The organism is Streptomyces sp. NPDC086023 (genome assembly GCF_044540325.1).
Taxonomy (GTDB): Bacteria; Actinomycetota; Actinomycetes; order Streptomycetales; family Streptomycetaceae; genus Streptomyces.
The window spans coordinates 336,325-351,319 of record NZ_JBITRX010000003.1 but is presented as its reverse complement, the minus strand read 5'-3'; the positions used below and the strand labels follow the sequence as shown (position 1 = coordinate 351,319).

Sequence of the window (14,995 nt, the reverse complement as noted above, 5' to 3'; positions counted from 1 at the left end):
ACAGGATCGGATCATCGCTTCGAAGAGGGGGGCCAACATGTCCGGAAGCCAGAACTACATCAACCACGTCGCACTCGTGCTGGACGCCAGTTCGTCGATGTCGCACCTGAGCGGCAAGGTCGTCGAGGTCGCCGACCAGCAGATCGCGTACCTGGCGCGCCGCTCGCAGGAGCTGGAGCAGGAGACCCGCGTCACGGTGTACGTGTTCTCCAACCAGGTGGAGTGCGTCATCTACGACAAGGACGTGCTCCGTATGCCGTCCCTGAAGCAGCTCTACCGCGCGGGCGGCATGACGTCCCTGCTGGCGGCGACGCTCAAGTCGCAGCACGAGCTGGCGCAGACGGCCCAGCTGTACGGCGACCACAGCTTCCTGACCTTCGTGCTGACCGACGGTCAGGAGAACGCGAGCCACCGCTGCCCGGGCGCTCCCTCCAAGGATCCGCGGGCACTGGTGCGGGCCGTGGCCACGATGATCGAGACGCAGCAGGACAACTGGACGCTGGCTGTGCTGGTGCCGGACCAGATGGGCAAGCGGGAGGCCATGCAGTACGGGTTCCCGAAGGACAACATCGCGGTCTGGGACGCCACGAGCACCCGCGGCATGGAGGAGGCCGGGCAGGTCATCCAGGAGGCCACCGAGAAGTTCATGGTGGGCCGCACGAAGGGCATCCGCGGCTCGCGCGCCGTGTTCTCGACGGGCGCGGACGCGGTCAACAAGGACACCATCGCGGCCGCCGGCCTCAGCGCGGTGGACCCGTCGGGGTACGAGCTGATCCCGGTGGCCCGCGAGACGGCGATCCGGGAATGGGTCGTCGAGAGCGGACACACGTACCGCACCGGGTGTGCCTTCTACCAGCTGAGCAAGCCGGAGAAGATCCAGGCGCGGAAGCGGATCGCGGTGCTGGAGAAGGGGACGGACCGGGTGTACACGGGTCCGGAGGCTCGGACGCTGCTCGGCCTGCCGGACTCGGAAGTCCGGATCCGGCCGGACCACAACGACGACTTCACGATCTTCGTGCAGAGCACGAGCGTCAACCGCAAGCTCGTACCGTCGACGCGGCTGCTGCTGATGGTCTGAGGCCGGGCGGCCGGGCGCGGCCGACGGCCGTCGGCGAGTGTCACTGACGGGTCGTACGATCGTGCCGACGACCGACCGGGGACGAGTGAAGGAGCGTACGGGACATGGCGATCGAGCGGCCGGGACGGCCGGAGGACCTGCCCGCGGCGGAGCTGCTGTGGGCGCGGTGGGCGCTGCTCGGCGCGCTGGAGACCACGGCCGCCAAGGAGTCGTCCCGCCGGGACTCCGGGCACTGGCTCGACGAGGACGGGCTCCGGTACGACGACTGCGGCTGCACCTGGTGGACCCTCGCGCCGTTCGGGCCGGGCCGCTACGTGCTGTACGGCGAGGACGAGTCCAGCGGGGTCAAGTGGCACGAGCCGGCCGTCGACATGCTGGCCGGCGGCCCGGACTGGCTTCCGTACGAGACGCTCCACGAGCTCCGCGAGAGCTGGCAGCTGGGCTGTGTCTACTGGTACGAGGACGGCGCCTGGGCGCGCGCCCCGTACCCCGCCACCCTGGCGGACGACGGCCTGGACTGCGGGATGAGCGAACTCGCCGACCGGGACCGGCTGCTGTCGCTGCTGGCCGACTTCGAGCACCTCCGCTCCGCCGAGGGCGCAGCCCTGCTGCTGGACGGGGCTGAGCGGCGCGCCCTGGCCCGCGACGAGGTGGAGACCACACTGGCCCCGGCGTATGCGCCGGAGGACGCGGCGGCCGTCGTACGCGCCCTGGAGGCGTCCGGCCTGCTGGCGGTGACCGCACCGGCCGTCTGAGCGCCCCGCCCGGATCCGGGTGACGGTGAGCTCCGGGTGCCCGGCCCCCTCTGACCGCCCTGCGCGCGGCCGTGGGGGGTCCCTCAGGGGCGCAGGGGTGCACCGTCCGGGTCGGAGGCGCAGCTCGCGGCGACCGCGGCGGCGAAGGCTCTGGCCGGCGGGGTGAGGGTGTCCCAGCGGCGGACCGCCCAGCCGACCGGCAGGGGCGGCAGCGCCGGCACGGGGACGAGGCGGAGCGGGCCGTCGGCGGGCGCCCGAAGCCCCGGCACGGCGGGGACGACAGCGGGCCCGAGGCCCAGTTCGGCGAGCAGCAGGGCGGTGTCCCAGTCCGCGACGCTCGTGTCCGAGCCGCCGCGGACGCCCAGTTCGGCGAGGGCCGCGTCCAGGCGGGCGCCGGAGATGGAGTTCGGCGGCAGTCTGACGAGGGGGATGTCGGCGAGGTCCCGGGCGTCGACGGCCGGGCGGCCGGCGAGGGGGTCGTCCGCGCGTACGGCGAGCACCCAGGGCAGCTCGGTCACGGGCCGCTGTTCGAGGCCGGGGACGGGGGCCCCGATCGTGACCCAGGCCAGGTCCAGGGTGTTCGCCAGGAGCGCGTCGAGGCAGCGGCGGCTGGCGGTCTCGGTCCGGAACTCCAGGCTCACCGCGGGGTGGTTCCGCCGGAAGCCGACGATCGCCTCGGCCATGAAGTGCCGGACGGTCGCGCCGCCGGTGCCGACGCGTACGGTGCCGCCCCCGCCGGCCGCCAGGTCGGCGAGGCGGCGCACCGCGCGGTCCAGGCCGGCGAGGCCGTCGGCGGCGGCCTCGTAGAGGATCCGGCCGGACTCGGTCGGCGCCACGCCCCGGGGCCGGCGCTCCAACAGCGCCACCCCGGTCTCCCGCTCCAGCCGCTTCACGTGCTGGCTCACGGCGGACTGCGTGCAGCCCTGCTCGCGTGCCACGGCACTCAGGTTCCCGGCGCGGCACACGGCCACGAACACCCGCAGGTCGTCCAGCGTCACAACACCCAAGCTACCGCTTGGGCTTAGCCAAGGAAACCCAAGGATTGACTTGAGGGAAGCCCGGTTGGAGGATCTGTGGCGGGCCCAGGCGGCAACCCGTCCGGTGGGCACGACCGGTCTCCGGAACCGGGCGCGCCCACCGGACGGGTGCCGACCACTTCCACGAAAGGAATCCGGACGACGGTGAACTCCCCGGACCACGCCCGCGACGCCGACGGGGCCGCCCTGGCGGCGGTCTGGCGTAAAGACGTGTACATCATCGCAGGTCAGACGCATTTCTCCTAGGACGGAACGCACAGTTCGCGAGCCTTGTCCGGTCCGCCCCCGAACTCCCAGAATCTGCTTCTCGGATCATCCGAAGTCAGGGGGGAACATGGGGAAGATCGATCACGACGCGGTACTGCAGGCGCGCGTGCTGCTGCTGGGGTCCGGTCGGCCGTCCGTCGGCGAGCTGGTGTCCGCGTACCGGGTCCTGCTGGAGGTGAACCGGCAGGCGTACGCCCCGAAACTGGTGGACGCGCTCCTCGCGATGCCCGGCCGGAACCCGGAGGCGGAGTTGGCGCTGGCCGCCGAGGCGGTCGAGGTCGCGCGGAGCATCGACGCCGGCACGCCGTCCCGGACGCAGCGGCTGTGCCGGGCGCTGGACTCCTACCAGGGGGCCCTGTTCGCCGTCGGGCGCCGGGCGGAAGGGCGCGCGGTCTGCGAGGAGATGGCCGAGGCCGGCCGGAGCGCGCGGCTCGCGACCGTCCTGGCCGAGGAAGGCCGCTTCCGCGAGGCCGCGGAGCTCAACGAGGAGGAGGCCCGGAGCGACTCGTTGGAGTACTCCTTCGGGAACCTCGTCGAGTGGGCCGCGAACCTGGAGGGCGCCGGCCTGCACGACGAGGCGTCGGCCGTCTTCCGCAGGTTCCTCGACACGATCCTGCGGTTCGTCACGGAGCACCGGGTGGACCGGAACGAGCTCGCCTGGGCGCTGGTCCACCACGCCCGGATGCGCGAGGCCGCCGGGGACGGGGCGGAGGCCGCGGCCGCGCGGGGGGAGGCCCTGACCCTCCTGGAGGAGTTGGCCGCGGGCGGGCCGAAGGGCCCGGGGCGCACCTCGTCCTGGCTCACCCTGTTCGTCCTCTCCGGGCGGCCCGGCGAACCGGTGGCGAGCGCCGGGTCGCCGATGCCTCCGTTCGGCACCGGCATGGGGTGGTCGAGGGACGTGCGGGATGCCTTCGTCGGCGGCCTGCCGGAGCTGGAGGCGGCGGCGACGGGGCTGCGCGAGGACGGCCGACTGCCCGAACTGGTCGACGTCCAGCGCCGCATCAGCGTCCGTGTGACCGTCCGGGACGGTGACCACCCCTACCGGTTCGCGGAGCGCTACGAGCCGTACTTCGACGAAGGCGTGGCGCTCGCACGCCGCCTGTCCGGCGACCCGGGGCGTCTCGCCCGCGCCCTGACGGACCGCGCGATGTTCCGCACCGCCGCGGGGTCCTTCGGGCCCGCGCACGCCGACTTCGCCGAGGCCGTCGCCGTTCTCGACGCCCGGCGGGGCCCGATCGCCTGACCCGGCCCGGCTCAGGCGCCCGCGACGAGCATGCCGCCCATGGCCAGCATCGTCGCCGCCACCAGGCCGTCGAGGACGCGCCAGGCCTTGGGGCGGGAGAGGGCGCGGCTCAGCAGGCGGGCGCCGAAGCCGAGGGCGAAGAACCAGGTCAGGCTCGACAGGGCCGCACCCGCGCCGAAGGCCCAGCGCAGGTCGCCGCGGTCGGAGGCGAGGGAGCCGAGCAACAGGACCGTGTCGAGGTACACGTGCGGGTTGAGCCAGGTCAGGGCCAGGCAGGTCAGGACCGCGCGGCGGGCGGATCCGGTGTCGGGTCCGCCCGCCGTGAGGGCGGCCGCGGGGTCCGGGCGCAGCACCCGCCGGGCCGCGAGGAAGCCGTAGCAGAGGAGGAATCCGCCGCCCGTCAGGGCGACCGCGGTCAGCGCCGCCGGCCAGGCGGTGACGAACGCTCCCACTCCGGCGACACCGAGCGCGATCAGCACCGCATCGGAGACGGCGCAGACGGCCACGACGGCGAGGACGGCCTGCCGGCGGGCGCCCTGGCGGAGGACGAAGGCGTTCTGCGCGCCGATGGCCACGATGAGGGAGAGTCCGGTGCCGAAGCCGGCGAGTACGGCGGCGATGGTGCTGCTGGTCATGGTTCGACCGTAAGGATCACGAAGAGATGAGTACAGCTAAAGATTCTCAGGTACCGTTAGCCGTACTTATGGAAGAGCTTCCCCTGGACCAGGTCAGGACCCTGCTCGCGGTGGTCGACGAGGGCACCTTCGACGCCGCGGCCGCCGCCCTGCACGTGACGCCCTCGGCCGTGAGCCAACGGGTGAAGGCCCTGGAGCAGCGGACCGGGCGGGTGCTGCTGATGCGCACCAAGCCGGTGCGGCCCACCGGGTCCGGCGAGGTGGTGGTGCGGTTCGCGCGGCAGCTGGCCCGGCTGGAGCGGGACGCCCGGGCCGAGCTGGGCCTGGCGGAGGAAGGGGGGCCGGCGCGGGTGCCCGTGGCCGTGAACGCCGATTCGCTGGCGACCTGGTTCCTCCCGGCGCTCACCCGCGTGCCGCAGGATCCCCCGGTCTGCTTCGAGCTGCACCGCGAGGACGAGTCGCACACCACCGCCCTGCTGCGGGAAGGGCAGGTGATGGCGGCCGTGACGTCCTCGCCCGATCCCGTGGCGGGCTGCACGGTACGGCCGCTGGGGCTGGCCCGCTACCTGCCCGTGGCCACGCCGGAGTTCGCCGCCCGGCACTTCACCGGGACCCTGGCCGAGGACCTGCGGGTGGCGCCGACCGTGGTGTTCGACCGGCGGGACGAGCTCCAGGACGCCTTCGTACGGTCGCTGACCCGCGGCCGGTCGGGGGCCGGGCCGATCCGGCACCTGGTGCCGGCGTCGGACGGGTTCCGGGACGCGGTCGCGGCGGGCCTCGGCTGGGGCCTCGTACCCGAACCCCAGGCCGAGCCGCTGCTGCGGGCCGGCCGGCTGGTCCTGCTGGCCCCGGCCCCTCCCCTGGACGTCCCCCTGTACTGGCAGCAGTGGAAGCTCGACTCGCCGGCCCTGTCGGCGGTCGCCGAAGCGGTCGCGGCGACCGCCGCCGAGGCGCTGCTGCCCCCGGGCCGGGCGGGTCGGGCCCGGGCCCGGCCCGGGCGCCGGACCTGACCGGAAGGACCGCGGCCTCAGTCGGCCCGGAGGGCCGCCAGGCGCTGTTCGAACGGGACCAGGCCGAAGGCGGCCGCGGGGTCCATCGAGGTGATGGCTCCGGTCAGCGAGCGCGGGGCGATCGCGGCGCTGGTGTCGACGTCCGGGACGGCTGCCGGGGCGGCGTCCCGGGCCGCGGGGGCCATGAAGCGGGCCAGTTCGGCGCCCGCACGGGCGATGCGCTGGGCGAGCCCCTCCTCGCCCCAGTCCTCCGAGGCCGCGTACACGGCGGTCGGCAGGACGAGGGCGCGGAGGTAACTGAACAGCGGGCGCAGCGCGTGCTCCGTGACCAGCGAGTGCCGGGCCGTGCCGCCGGTCGCGCCGAGCAGGACCGGCTTGCCGGTGAGGGCGTCCTTGTCGATGAGGTCGAAGAAGGACTTGAACAGCCCGCTGTACGAGCCCGCGAACACCGGCGTCACGACGATCAGGCCGTCCGCGGCCGCCACCGCGTCGAGCGCGGCGGCCAGCCGGGCGGGCGGGAAGCCGGTGACGAAGTGCTGGGCGATCTCGGTGGCCAGGTCCCGCACCTCGACGACCTGGGGCTCGGCGTCCACCCGGGCGAGCGTCGCGGCCGTCAGGCGGTCGGCGAGCAGGCGGGTCGAGGACGGGGAGCTGAGCCCTGCCGATACGACGACGAGCTTCATGCCCGTACCTCCTGCTCCTGGGCCTTGTCCTGGGCCTCGTCCTGGGCGGCCGCCACGCGGGCGGCGTGGGTCGGGGCGTCCGGCACGCCGGCCGGGCGCAGGCGGGCGAACTCCTTGCGGAGGACCGGTACGACCTCTTCGCCGAGCAGGTCCAGCTGTTCGAGGACGGTCTTCAACGGGAGGCCCGCGTGGTCCATCAGGAAGAGCTGGCGCTGGTAGTCGCCGGCGTAGTCGCGGAACGACAGGGTGCGCTCGATGACCTGCTGCGGCGAGCCGACGGTCAGCGGCGTCTGCGAGGTGAACTCCTCCAGAGAGGGGCCGTGGCCGTAGACGGGCGCGTTGTCGAAGTACGGACGGAACTCGCGTACGGCGTCCTGGGAGTTCTTCCGCATGAACACCTGGCCGCCGAGGCCGACGATGGCCTGCTCCGGGGTGCCGTGGCCGTAGTGGGCGTAGCGCTGCCGGTACAGGTTCACCATCTGCTCGGTGTGGGAGGCCGGCCAGAAGATGTTGTTGTGGAAGAAGCCGTCGCCGTAGTACGCGGCCTGCTCGGCGATCTCCGGAGAGCGGATGGAGCCGTGCCAGACGAAGGGCGCGACGCCGTCCAGGGGGCGCGGGGTGGAGGTGAACGACTGCAGCGGCGTACGGAACTTGCCCTTCCAGGTGACCACGTCCTCGTCCCACAGGCGGCGGAGCAGTGCGTAGTTCTCGATGGCGAGGTCGATGCCGTCGCGGATGTCCTTGCCGAACCAGGGGTAGACCGGGCCGGTGTTGCCGCGGCCCATCATCAGGTCGACGCGGCCGTCGGCGACGTGCTGGAGCATCGCGAAGTCCTCGGCGATCTTCACCGGGTCGTTGGTGGTGATCAGGGTCGTCGAGGTGGAGAGCACCAGCTTCTCGGTGCGCGCCGCGATGTAGCCGAGCATGGTCGTCGGCGAGGAGGGGACGAAGGGCCGGTTGTGGTGCTCACCGGTGGCGAAGACGTCCAGGCCGACCTCCTCGGCCTTCTGCGCGATCGCGAGCATGGCCTTGATCCGCTCGTGCTCGCTCGGCACGCGGCCGGTCGTCGGATCGGGCGTGACGTCGCCGACGGTGAAGATGCCGAACTGCATGGCTGGCTCCCCTTCGCATGATTGTTGATTGTTCAACCATACCGTGGAACCAGGGGCATCCCGGGCCTATTCCCCACCACCCTCGCGCTGCCGCCGACGGTAGTTGCGCATGGACACCTGAGAGCCGCAGCCGGGGCTGCAGTAGAGCCCCGCCCCGTTGCGGGTGCGGTCGAAGAAGCCGAAGTGACACGGGGGGTTCCGGCACGCCTTGACGCGCCCCCAGTCGCCGCTCTGGGCGAAGGTCGTCACCGCAGCCAGGACGGTTCCGAACACCCCCTCCACCCCCGCCTGCGGCGACGCCAGCTCGACACCGTCGGCCGTGACCACCGTCGCCAGCGGGTAGAGCGAGCCCGCCCGCCGCAGGTGCCGCTCGGCCCGCCGCAGCGGCTCGCCCAGCCCCTCCTCGTCACCCGAGTGCGCGAGCAGCACGGTCACCAGGGCGTCGCGCAGCTCGCGCGCGGCCGCGGCGTCGGCGTCGGTCGCCACGAGCTCGCCGGCAAGACCACCGCCGAAGGCGCCGGACTCCGCCAGCCACGCCGTGAACGAGCCCCCGTCCCCGAACGACTCCAGCCGGCCGGACCCGTCCGCGCGGGTGTTCACGAACGCGAGAACGGTCTCCACCGCCGCCGTGACGGCGCGCGGGCTGTGTTTCGGGGATCCGGCTGCTGCACTGACCATGCCCTCACCGTACCTCAGCAGGATGAGTCGCTAACCCTTCTGACAAACAACTTGGATCACCATTGGACTTGACGCGTTATGAGCTAACTATCTACGGTCGCAACATGAATACGACACCCGACCACCAGACCCGTCCCCGCACCTGGCTGATCACCGGCGCGACGTCCGGCATCGGCCGCGAACTGGCGCTCCAGGCGCTCGAGAACGGCGAGACCGTCTCGGCACTCGCCCGCGACACCGCTCCCCTGGCGGAGCTGGCCGAAGCCCACGGCGAGCGGCTGCTCCTCATCCCGGCGGACGTGCGTGACGAGCAGGCCGTCCGGGAGGCGGTGGAGCGCACGGTCGCCCGGTTCGGCCGCATCGACGTGGTGGCCAACAACGCCGGCTACGGACTCTTCGGCGCCGTCGAGGAGGCCTCCGACACGCAGGCCCGCGCCGTGTTCGACACCAACGTCTTCGGAGTGCTCAACGTGCTCCGCGCGACGCTGCCGGTGCTCCGCGCCCAGCGGTCCGGGCACGTCCTCCAGGGCTCGTCCGTGTACGGGCAGTACGCGCACCCCGGCGTGGGTCTCCTGGCCGCCACCAAGTACGCGGTCGAGGGCCTGTCGGAGGCGCTGGTGGCCGAGGTCGCGCCGCTCGGCATCAAGGTCACGCTCGTCCAGCCCGGGATGACCGCGACCCCCTTCCTCGCCAACCTCGACGTCGCGGCCGGCCTGGCCGACTACGACGCGACGGTCCGCGAGGTCCAGAAGGGCATCGGAGAGCTGCCGGAGTCCGCGTTCTCCCCCGCGGCGCGGATCGCCGCGGGCATCCGGACCGCGGTCGACAGCCCCCGTCCCCCGCTGCGCCTGGCCCTCGGCACCTCCGGCGCCACGGGCATGCGCGCCGCCCTGGAGGGACGCATCACGGACCTCGACGGCTGGCGGCACGTGACCGAGGCCGTCGACGCGTAGGAACCCGTCCCGCCGGGGGCCGCGGCACCGGGCCGAGGTGCCCCCGGCGGCCGGAACGCGTCGCCGTCGCGACGGGCGGCGCACGCCGGCAGGGGGCGCCTGCGGCCGTCAGGCCCCGGGCAGTTCGTAGTCGAAGGCGTACGCCACCGACTCGGGGCCGTGCGGCGAGAAGAAGTGGCCGGTGCCGCGCAGACCGGTCAGTTCCCCGGTGCCGGGGCCGGGCACGACCTCGAACGTGCAGTGCGTGCCCTCCGAAGGTGCCGCTCTCGGCCGGTACGAAGCCGCCCTTGCGGCCGTCGAGGCTGCCGGCGAGCAGTTCGAGGCCGGTGAACGTGCCTTCGGCGGGGCCGAGGTACGCGATGGCGTAGCGGCACAGGGTGCCGGCGGCCTCGATGCCGCCGGAGAAGGTGTTCGTGACGGTGGCACCGGCCAGCCGCGGCAGGGTGCCGGAGGCGTCTGGTGCGGGCCGACTACCGGCGGTGGCGGGGCGAGGTGCGGCGCGAACTGCGGCCCCTGGGGCTCGTGCTGAAGGGCGGCTCCTGGTACCTGGTGGCGCGGGCCGACGGGGCTCCCGAGCCCCGTACGTACCGGGTCTCGCGCTTCCTGGCGGTGGAGGTGCTCGGCGAAACGTTCGACCGGCCGGAGGGGTTCGGCCTCGCCGCGACCTGCTGCGGCTCGGTCCCGAGGCCGAGGTGCTGGACCCGCCGGGGCTCCGCGCCGCGGTCCGGCAGGCCGTACGGGAACTGGCCGGGCTGTACGGGGTCCAGGCCGACCGGGGCCCGGCGAGTACGCCCGGGCCGGCTGCCGACGGCCCGGACCCGGGCGGCCTCGTAGGTCCCTCGGGCACGCGGGAACGGACGACCCGCCGCGCCGGCCGGCGGCGTCAGGCCGGGCGGCGCCCCGGACTCAGGCCTGCGGGGCCTCCGGGTGGGTCTCGGTCTTCAGCGTCCAGTACTCGCCCAGGCACACGTCCGGGAGGGGCGGGAAGCGGTGGCCCCGCACGTCGGTGCTCCAGTGGTGTTCGCCGCCGCAGTCGCATTCGTAGATCCCGCTGGCCGGCACGATCTCGCCGGGGTGCCACGACGTCTTGTCCTCGTTCATGACCCCACCTCTACGCCGGGTCGCGGCGCACCGCGACCCGGGGCCCGGCGGAGGGCCGCCGCGGCGGGCCGGATGCTCCCGGCGGGAACGGGTACCCGCGTCCTTGCACGGACCCGACGTGAAGGGAGAGGTGTGCCATGGACGAGGTGCCCCAGGGCGGTGCGGGAGGCGTGCCGCTCGACGACGACAGCCAGGAGAGCCGGCGCAGGCGGCCGGGCCCGTCGCATCCGCGCGAGGCGGAGCGGGCGGCGGACCGGGCGCGCTCCCGGAGCACGGCGGGCCGCGACGGCGAGGCCGGGGATGCCCTGAGCCCGAGCACCGGGGCGCAGGAGGAGACGGCGCGGCAGGGCCGGAAGGGCAAGGACCGCGGCGCCCACTGAGCGCTCCGCGTCGCCGCGGGAACGGATGGGGGCCGCACGGTGCGGTGCGGGTCGTGACGCCCGTTCCGCTCCGTGCGGCCCTTTTCCCCGGTCAGGGTCTTGGTCCGGGGCCGGCCGTACCGGCCCCGGGGGTGGTTCAGCGACCGGCGATGAGCTCCAGCGTGTCGATCACGCGGTTCGAGAAGCCCCACTCGTTGTCGTACCAGGCGACGACCTTGACGTGCCGGCCCTCGACGCGGGTGAGCTCCGAGTCGAAGATCGACGAGTGCGGGTTGCCGACGATGTCGGCGGAGACCAGCGCGTCCTCCGAGTACTCCAGGACGCCGGCGAGCGGGCCCTGCGCGGCGGCACGGTAGGCCTCCAGGACGTCCTCACGCGTGACGTCGCGGGCGACCGTGGTGTTCAGCTCGACGATCGAGCCGACCGGGACGGGCACGCGGATGGAGTCGCCGGACAGCTTGCCGTCGAGGTTCGGCAGCACCAGGCCGATGGCCTTCGCGGCACCCGTGGTGGTCGGCACGATGTTGACGCCGGCGGCGCGGGCGCGGCGCGGGTCGCGGTGCGGGCCGTCCTGCAGGTTCTGCTCCTGCGTGTAGGCGTGCACCGTCGTCATGAAGCCGTGCTCGATGCCCGCGAGCTCGTCGAGGACCGCGGCCAGGGGCGCGAGGGCGTTGGTGGTGCACGACGCGTTGGAGACGATCGTGTGCACCTCGGGGTCGTACGTGTCGCTGTTCACGCCGTACGCGAGGGTCACGTCCGCACCGTCCGACGGGGCGCTGACCAGGACCTTCTTGGCACCCGCGGTGATGTGGGCGCGGGCGGCGGTCGCGGAGGTGAAGCGGCCGGTGGCCTCCAGCACGATGTCGACGCCGAGCTCGGCCCAGGGCAGCTGCGCCGGCTCGCGCTCCGCGAGCACCTTGATGCGGCGGCCGTCCACGACGAGGGTGTCGCCGTCGACCGTCACCGGGCGGCCGAGCCGGCCCGAGGTGCTGTCGTAGGCGAGCAGCCGCGCGAGGGCGGTGGGCTCGGTCAGGTCGTTGACCGCGACGATCTCGAGCTTGCTGTCGCGCTCGAGCAGGGCGCGGAGGACGTTGCGGCCGATGCGGCCGAATCCGTTGATGGCGATGCGAGTCATGGTGTGTCCCTCCGTGTTCGTGATCAGGTTCGCCGGTCCGGGACGGTCATGACAGCGGCGTGATTGCCACGGTCCGCAAGGATCGCGCCAAGCCTCGCGGGCGGGTGCACCGGCGGACGGCGGACGGCCCGCTCCCGGGGGTCACTCCCCGCGGGTGAAGGTGCGCCGGTACTCGCTCGGCGTGGTCCGCAGGATGTGCTGGAAGTGCAGCCGGAGGTTGGAGCCGGTGCCCAGGCCGACGTCCGCGGCGATCTGCTCGACGCTGCGCTCGGAACGCTCCAGCAACTCGCGCGCCAGGTCGATGCGGGCCCGCATCACCCACTGCATCGGCGTGTACCCGGTGTCCTCGGCGAAGCGGCGGGAGAACGTGCGCGGTGACACCGCCGCGTGCCGGGCCAGGTCCTGGAGGGTGAGGGGGTCGCCGAGCCGGTGCAGGGCCCACTCGCGGGTCGCGGCGAACCGCTCGCCCAGCGGTTCGGGCACGCTGCGCGGTACGTACTGCGCCTGGCCGCCGCTGCGGTAGGGGGCGGCCACGAGCCGGCGGGCGGCGTGGTTCGAGGCCGCCACGCCCAGGTCGCGGCGCAGGACGTGCAGGCACAGGTCGATGCCGGAGGCCGCACCGGCCGAGGTGAGGACGCTGCCCTCGTCGACGAACAGGACGTTCTCGTCGACCCGTACCAGCGGCCGCTTCTCGGCGAGCGCCCGCGTGTAGTGCCAGTGCGTGGTGGCGCGCTTGCCGTCGAGCAGGCCGGTGGCGGCGAGCGCGAAGGCCCCCGTGGAGATGCCCGCGAGGCGCGCGCCGCGCTCGTGCGCGGCGACGAGCGCGTCGAGGACGGCGCCCGGCGGGTCGTCGCGGTCGGGGAACCGGTAGCCGGGCACGAAGACGGTCTGGGCCCAGGCCAGTGCCTCCAGACCGTGCGCGACCGCGTACGACAGGCCGTCGCCGCCGGTCACGAGGCCGGGCTCCGCGCCGCACACCCGTACCTCGTACGGCATGCTCGCGCGGGTCGTGAAGACCTGCGCGGGGATGCCCACGTCGAGGGGCTTGGCCCCGTCGAGGACGAGGACGGCGACACGGTGCGGGTGGGAGGCTGACACGCAGGGAAGGTTACGTGGTGCCGTCGCGTCGGCCCGGACCCCCGGCTCACGGTTCCCGCCGCTCCGATCTGCGGGCCCGCCCTCCCCGGCCGGTCCGGGTAGGAGATCATGGCGGGGCGAGAACGGAAGTCGAGAACGGGGCGAGGCTGGCATTGACCGAGACGGAGATGGAGGGCGTCACCCTCACCGGCCTCGTGCGGGAGCCCGGGCACGAGCAGAGCGGCGCGCTCTGGCGGCTGCGGCGCCGTACCCGCCAGCTCGACGCGAACGTGGTCCGCTTCCCTGCCGGGCATTCGGTGGCCGCCCACAAGGAGGCCGAGGTCGACGTCCTGGTGATAGTGGTCGCCGGGGGCGGCACCCTCACCGTGGGCGGCGAGGCCCGTGAGCTGCGGCCCGGGATGGTGGTGCTGGTGCCGCGGGGGAAGGCCCGGGGCATCGACGCCGGCCCGGACGGGCTGATGCTGCTCACCGCGCACCGCCGGCGCACCGGTCTGCGCATCGGCCGGAGCTCGCCGGCGCGGTCGGGTCCCGCGGAGTGCGCGGTGCACCTGGTGTGCGGGAACTGCCACCGGCACGCCATCGAGGTGGACGCGCGCTACTGCAGCGCCTGCGGTACGCCGCTGCCGGAGCGCCGCGCGGCCGGCTGAGGCACCCGGCGGGCGGGCGCGCGCCGGGCCGGAGGGTTGCTGGGTCCCCTCCCGCACGGTCTCGGGGTCCTGTCAAGACACGAGATCCAGGGGCATGACGCGGGGGCGGCGGCAGGGCGTACTGGAATCACCCCTTCCGCTCGATCAGAGGAGAACCTCATGACCCGCCCCTTCCGACCCCACCGCTTCGTCCTGTTCGCCGCCTCCACCGCGATCGCCGCCGGCGGTGTGCTGGTCCCCGCGACCGCCTTCGCCGCCGCCCCCTCGACCTCGCACACGGTCGTGGCGGACGCGGGCGACGACAACAAGTCCACGCTGTTCCTGCGGACGAACGAGAAACAGATCGTCATCGACCCGGGCGACGGCTCCGGCACGCACCACGACCAGGGCAAGAAGCACGACGGGAAGAAGCACCACGGCAAGAAGGGGAAGCGGCCCCACAAGCCGGACCGCATCCACGTCCCCGAGAACCCCCAGTGGCAGTGCATCACCGCGCCGTGCGGCCCGCCGCCCGTCACCGGCGACCAGTAGTGCCGCCACCGCTCGTGGAACCTCCGCCCGGGCCGTCCCCGACGGCCCGGGCGGAGCGCCTGCCTAGAGCGCGCCCAGGTCGGTGCGGGCGCGGGCGTGGTGGTCGAGTACGGGCCTCGTCGCGCCGAAGCCGCTCTCGTGGACCCACACGTGGGTGCACCCGGGGCACTGGAGGTGCAGCAGGCTGCCGGTGTGGGTCAGGAGGTAACGCCAGTGGTCGGCGCAGTTCCGGCCGGCCGTGCACGGCCCGCAGCCGCGCTCGTCGTCGCAGTTCGGGCAGGTCACCCAGGCGCGGCGGCCCGGATCGGCCTGCGGGTCAAGCGGCAGCACGGCCACCGCCGGGGCGGCGCGGGAGCACACCGGCCGCCACGAGGTCGTCGTAGAGGCGCTGCTGCTCGGCGTCGAGGCCGGAGTACAGGAGGTCGTACGCCTGCTCCTCGCCGCGCAGCACCTCGACCGGGTCCCAGTCGGCGCCGAGCGCGGCGAGGACCTGGGCGCGGCGCTCGATCTCGTGCCCGGTGAAGTCGACGTCGAACCCGGTCAGCGGGCTGCCGGGGCCGTCCGGACGGTCTGGTCCGGGTATCGGGTCGTGGGGGGTCATGCCAGGAAATTAGGCAAACCTTTCTTTTCGGGTCAAGGGAGGGTGTGCGGG

Annotated in this window: 19 protein-coding genes and 1 pseudogene; 9 read left to right on the top strand and 11 right to left on the bottom strand. The window is 73.6% G+C overall.

The features are described from left to right. Window positions 1-37 precede the first annotated feature (37 nt). A complete protein-coding gene (locus tag ACIF6F_RS08240) occupies window positions 38-1,078 on the top strand; it encodes a vWA domain-containing protein (RefSeq protein ID WP_399942970.1) in 1,041 nt (346 codons plus the stop codon). A gap of 104 nt (window positions 1,079-1,182) precedes the next feature. Beyond that, window positions 1,183-1,833 (top strand): hypothetical protein, encoded by a 651-nt coding sequence (locus ACIF6F_RS08235; protein ID WP_399942968.1) that lies wholly within the window; start codon window positions 1,183-1,185, stop codon window positions 1,831-1,833. 83 nt (window positions 1,834-1,916) lie between these two features. Here ACIF6F_RS08235 and ACIF6F_RS08230 read toward each other — a convergent pair whose 3' ends face one another. Further along, a complete protein-coding gene (locus ACIF6F_RS08230; RefSeq protein ID WP_399942966.1) occupies window positions 1,917-2,831 on the bottom strand; it encodes a LysR substrate-binding domain-containing protein in 915 nt (304 codons plus the stop codon). 373 nt (window positions 2,832-3,204) lie between these two features. On the opposite strand from ACIF6F_RS08230, the gene ACIF6F_RS08225 reads away from it, so the two are divergent. Beyond that, a complete protein-coding gene (locus ACIF6F_RS08225) occupies window positions 3,205-4,380 on the top strand; it encodes a hypothetical protein (protein ID WP_399942963.1) in 1,176 nt (391 codons plus the stop codon). A gap of 11 nt (window positions 4,381-4,391) precedes the next feature. On the opposite strand, the gene ACIF6F_RS08220 is transcribed toward ACIF6F_RS08225, so the two are convergent. Then, a complete protein-coding gene (locus ACIF6F_RS08220; RefSeq protein ID WP_399942960.1) occupies window positions 4,392-5,015 on the bottom strand; it encodes a LysE/ArgO family amino acid transporter in 624 nt (207 codons plus the stop codon). A 68-nt stretch (window positions 5,016-5,083) separates the two neighbouring features. Between ACIF6F_RS08220 and ACIF6F_RS08215 the strand changes: the two genes are divergently transcribed. Further along, window positions 5,084-6,025, top strand: coding sequence for a LysR family transcriptional regulator ArgP (locus ACIF6F_RS08215; RefSeq protein ID WP_399942958.1), 942 nt, complete (start codon window positions 5,084-5,086; stop codon window positions 6,023-6,025). Window positions 6,026-6,042: 17 nt separating this feature from the next. Here the strand turns inward: ACIF6F_RS08215 and ACIF6F_RS08210 are convergent, their stop codons facing one another. From ACIF6F_RS08210 to ACIF6F_RS08200, 3 genes are all read right to left on the bottom strand, one after another. Continuing rightward, the gene (locus ACIF6F_RS08210) at window positions 6,043-6,708 is read right to left on the bottom strand and encodes a CE1759 family FMN reductase (RefSeq protein WP_399942955.1); all 666 of its coding nucleotides are present in this window, start codon (window positions 6,706-6,708) and stop codon (window positions 6,043-6,045) included. Beyond that, the gene (locus tag ACIF6F_RS08205) at window positions 6,705-7,820 is read right to left on the bottom strand and encodes an LLM class flavin-dependent oxidoreductase (RefSeq protein WP_399942953.1); all 1,116 of its coding nucleotides are present in this window, start codon (window positions 7,818-7,820) and stop codon (window positions 6,705-6,707) included. The genes ACIF6F_RS08210 and ACIF6F_RS08205 overlap by 4 nt, the downstream gene beginning before the upstream one ends. Before the next feature lie 66 nt (window positions 7,821-7,886). After that, a complete protein-coding gene (locus ACIF6F_RS08200; protein WP_399942950.1) occupies window positions 7,887-8,498 on the bottom strand; it encodes a CGNR zinc finger domain-containing protein in 612 nt (203 codons plus the stop codon). A 104-nt stretch (window positions 8,499-8,602) separates the two neighbouring features. Between ACIF6F_RS08200 and ACIF6F_RS08195 the strand changes: the two genes are divergently transcribed. Continuing rightward, window positions 8,603-9,451 (top strand): SDR family NAD(P)-dependent oxidoreductase, encoded by an 849-nt coding sequence (locus tag ACIF6F_RS08195; protein ID WP_399942948.1) that lies wholly within the window; start codon window positions 8,603-8,605, stop codon window positions 9,449-9,451. Window positions 9,452-9,559: 108 nt separating this feature from the next. Here ACIF6F_RS08195 and ACIF6F_RS08190 read toward each other — a convergent pair. After that, window positions 9,560-9,845, bottom strand: a pseudogene (locus tag ACIF6F_RS08190) (DUF3224 domain-containing protein). 65 nt (window positions 9,846-9,910) lie between these two features. Here ACIF6F_RS08190 and ACIF6F_RS08185 point away from each other — a divergent pair. Further along, window positions 9,911-10,285, top strand: a complete 375-nt coding sequence (locus ACIF6F_RS08185) for a helix-turn-helix transcriptional regulator (RefSeq protein ID WP_399942945.1) — start codon at window positions 9,911-9,913, stop codon at window positions 10,283-10,285. A gap of 72 nt (window positions 10,286-10,357) precedes the next feature. On the opposite strand, the gene ACIF6F_RS08180 is transcribed toward ACIF6F_RS08185, so the two are convergent. Further along, window positions 10,358-10,552 carry a hypothetical protein gene (locus ACIF6F_RS08180; RefSeq protein ID WP_399942943.1) on the bottom strand — a complete coding sequence of 65 codons (195 nt, stop codon included), beginning with the start codon at window positions 10,550-10,552 and terminating at the stop codon, window positions 10,358-10,360. A 137-nt stretch (window positions 10,553-10,689) separates the two neighbouring features. Between ACIF6F_RS08180 and ACIF6F_RS08175 the strand changes: the two genes are divergently transcribed. Further along, window positions 10,690-10,932 carry a hypothetical protein gene (locus tag ACIF6F_RS08175; RefSeq protein WP_399942940.1) on the top strand — a complete coding sequence of 81 codons (243 nt, stop codon included), beginning with the start codon at window positions 10,690-10,692 and terminating at the stop codon, window positions 10,930-10,932. A 136-nt stretch (window positions 10,933-11,068) separates the two neighbouring features. Here ACIF6F_RS08175 and gap read toward each other — a convergent pair whose 3' ends face one another. Together gap and ACIF6F_RS08165 are read right to left on the bottom strand one after the other, a co-directional pair. Then, the gene (gap, locus tag ACIF6F_RS08170) at window positions 11,069-12,067 is read right to left on the bottom strand and encodes a type I glyceraldehyde-3-phosphate dehydrogenase (protein WP_399942937.1); all 999 of its coding nucleotides are present in this window, start codon (window positions 12,065-12,067) and stop codon (window positions 11,069-11,071) included. A 141-nt stretch (window positions 12,068-12,208) separates the two neighbouring features. Continuing rightward, the gene (locus tag ACIF6F_RS08165) at window positions 12,209-13,165 is read right to left on the bottom strand and encodes a GlxA family transcriptional regulator (RefSeq protein WP_399942935.1); all 957 of its coding nucleotides are present in this window, start codon (window positions 13,163-13,165) and stop codon (window positions 12,209-12,211) included. A gap of 152 nt (window positions 13,166-13,317) precedes the next feature. On the opposite strand from ACIF6F_RS08165, the gene ACIF6F_RS08160 reads away from it, so the two are divergent. Together ACIF6F_RS08160 and ACIF6F_RS08155 are read left to right on the top strand one after the other, a co-directional pair. Further along, the gene (locus ACIF6F_RS08160; protein WP_399942933.1) at window positions 13,318-13,812 is read left to right on the top strand and encodes a cupin domain-containing protein; all 495 of its coding nucleotides are present in this window, start codon (window positions 13,318-13,320) and stop codon (window positions 13,810-13,812) included. Window positions 13,813-13,971: 159 nt separating this feature from the next. Next, window positions 13,972-14,343, top strand: coding sequence for a hypothetical protein (locus tag ACIF6F_RS08155; protein WP_399942931.1), 372 nt, complete (start codon window positions 13,972-13,974; stop codon window positions 14,341-14,343). 63 nt (window positions 14,344-14,406) lie between these two features. On the opposite strand, the gene ACIF6F_RS08150 is transcribed toward ACIF6F_RS08155, so the two are convergent. Together ACIF6F_RS08150 and ACIF6F_RS08145 are read right to left on the bottom strand one after the other, a co-directional pair. Continuing rightward, on the bottom strand, window positions 14,407-14,673 hold the full coding sequence (locus ACIF6F_RS08150) for a hypothetical protein (protein ID WP_399942930.1): 267 nt from the start codon (window positions 14,671-14,673) through the stop codon (window positions 14,407-14,409). Beyond that, on the bottom strand, window positions 14,660-14,944 hold the full coding sequence (locus tag ACIF6F_RS08145) for a DUF6400 family protein (RefSeq protein ID WP_399942928.1): 285 nt from the start codon (window positions 14,942-14,944) through the stop codon (window positions 14,660-14,662). The genes ACIF6F_RS08150 and ACIF6F_RS08145 overlap by 14 nt, the downstream gene beginning before the upstream one ends. Window positions 14,945-14,995 lie beyond the last annotated feature (51 nt).

Coding starts and splice junctions, on each gene's coding strand:
- ACIF6F_RS08215 (WP_399942958.1), top strand. CDS start 5,084: ATGGAAGAGCTTCCCCTGGACCAGGTCAGGACCCTGCTCGCGGTGGTC.
- ACIF6F_RS08200 (WP_399942950.1), bottom strand. CDS start 8,498: ATGGTCAGTGCAGCAGCCGGATCCCCGAAACACAGCCCGCGCGCCGTC.
- ACIF6F_RS08155 (WP_399942931.1), top strand. CDS start 13,972: ATGACCCGCCCCTTCCGACCCCACCGCTTCGTCCTGTTCGCCGCCTCC.
- ACIF6F_RS08175 (WP_399942940.1), top strand. CDS start 10,690: ATGGACGAGGTGCCCCAGGGCGGTGCGGGAGGCGTGCCGCTCGACGAC.
- ACIF6F_RS08225 (WP_399942963.1), top strand. CDS start 3,205: ATGGGGAAGATCGATCACGACGCGGTACTGCAGGCGCGCGTGCTGCTG.
- gap (WP_399942937.1), bottom strand. CDS start 12,067: ATGACTCGCATCGCCATCAACGGATTCGGCCGCATCGGCCGCAACGTC.
- ACIF6F_RS08220 (WP_399942960.1), bottom strand. CDS start 5,015: ATGACCAGCAGCACCATCGCCGCCGTACTCGCCGGCTTCGGCACCGGA.
- ACIF6F_RS08145 (WP_399942928.1), bottom strand. CDS start 14,944: ATGACCCCCCACGACCCGATACCCGGACCAGACCGTCCGGACGGCCCC.
- ACIF6F_RS08205 (WP_399942953.1), bottom strand. CDS start 7,820: ATGCAGTTCGGCATCTTCACCGTCGGCGACGTCACGCCCGATCCGACG.
- ACIF6F_RS08180 (WP_399942943.1), bottom strand. CDS start 10,552: ATGAACGAGGACAAGACGTCGTGGCACCCCGGCGAGATCGTGCCGGCC.
- ACIF6F_RS08195 (WP_399942948.1), top strand. CDS start 8,603: ATGAATACGACACCCGACCACCAGACCCGTCCCCGCACCTGGCTGATC.
- ACIF6F_RS08210 (WP_399942955.1), bottom strand. CDS start 6,708: ATGAAGCTCGTCGTCGTATCGGCAGGGCTCAGCTCCCCGTCCTCGACC.
- ACIF6F_RS08235 (WP_399942968.1), top strand. CDS start 1,183: ATGGCGATCGAGCGGCCGGGACGGCCGGAGGACCTGCCCGCGGCGGAG.
- ACIF6F_RS08240 (WP_399942970.1), top strand. CDS start 38: ATGTCCGGAAGCCAGAACTACATCAACCACGTCGCACTCGTGCTGGAC.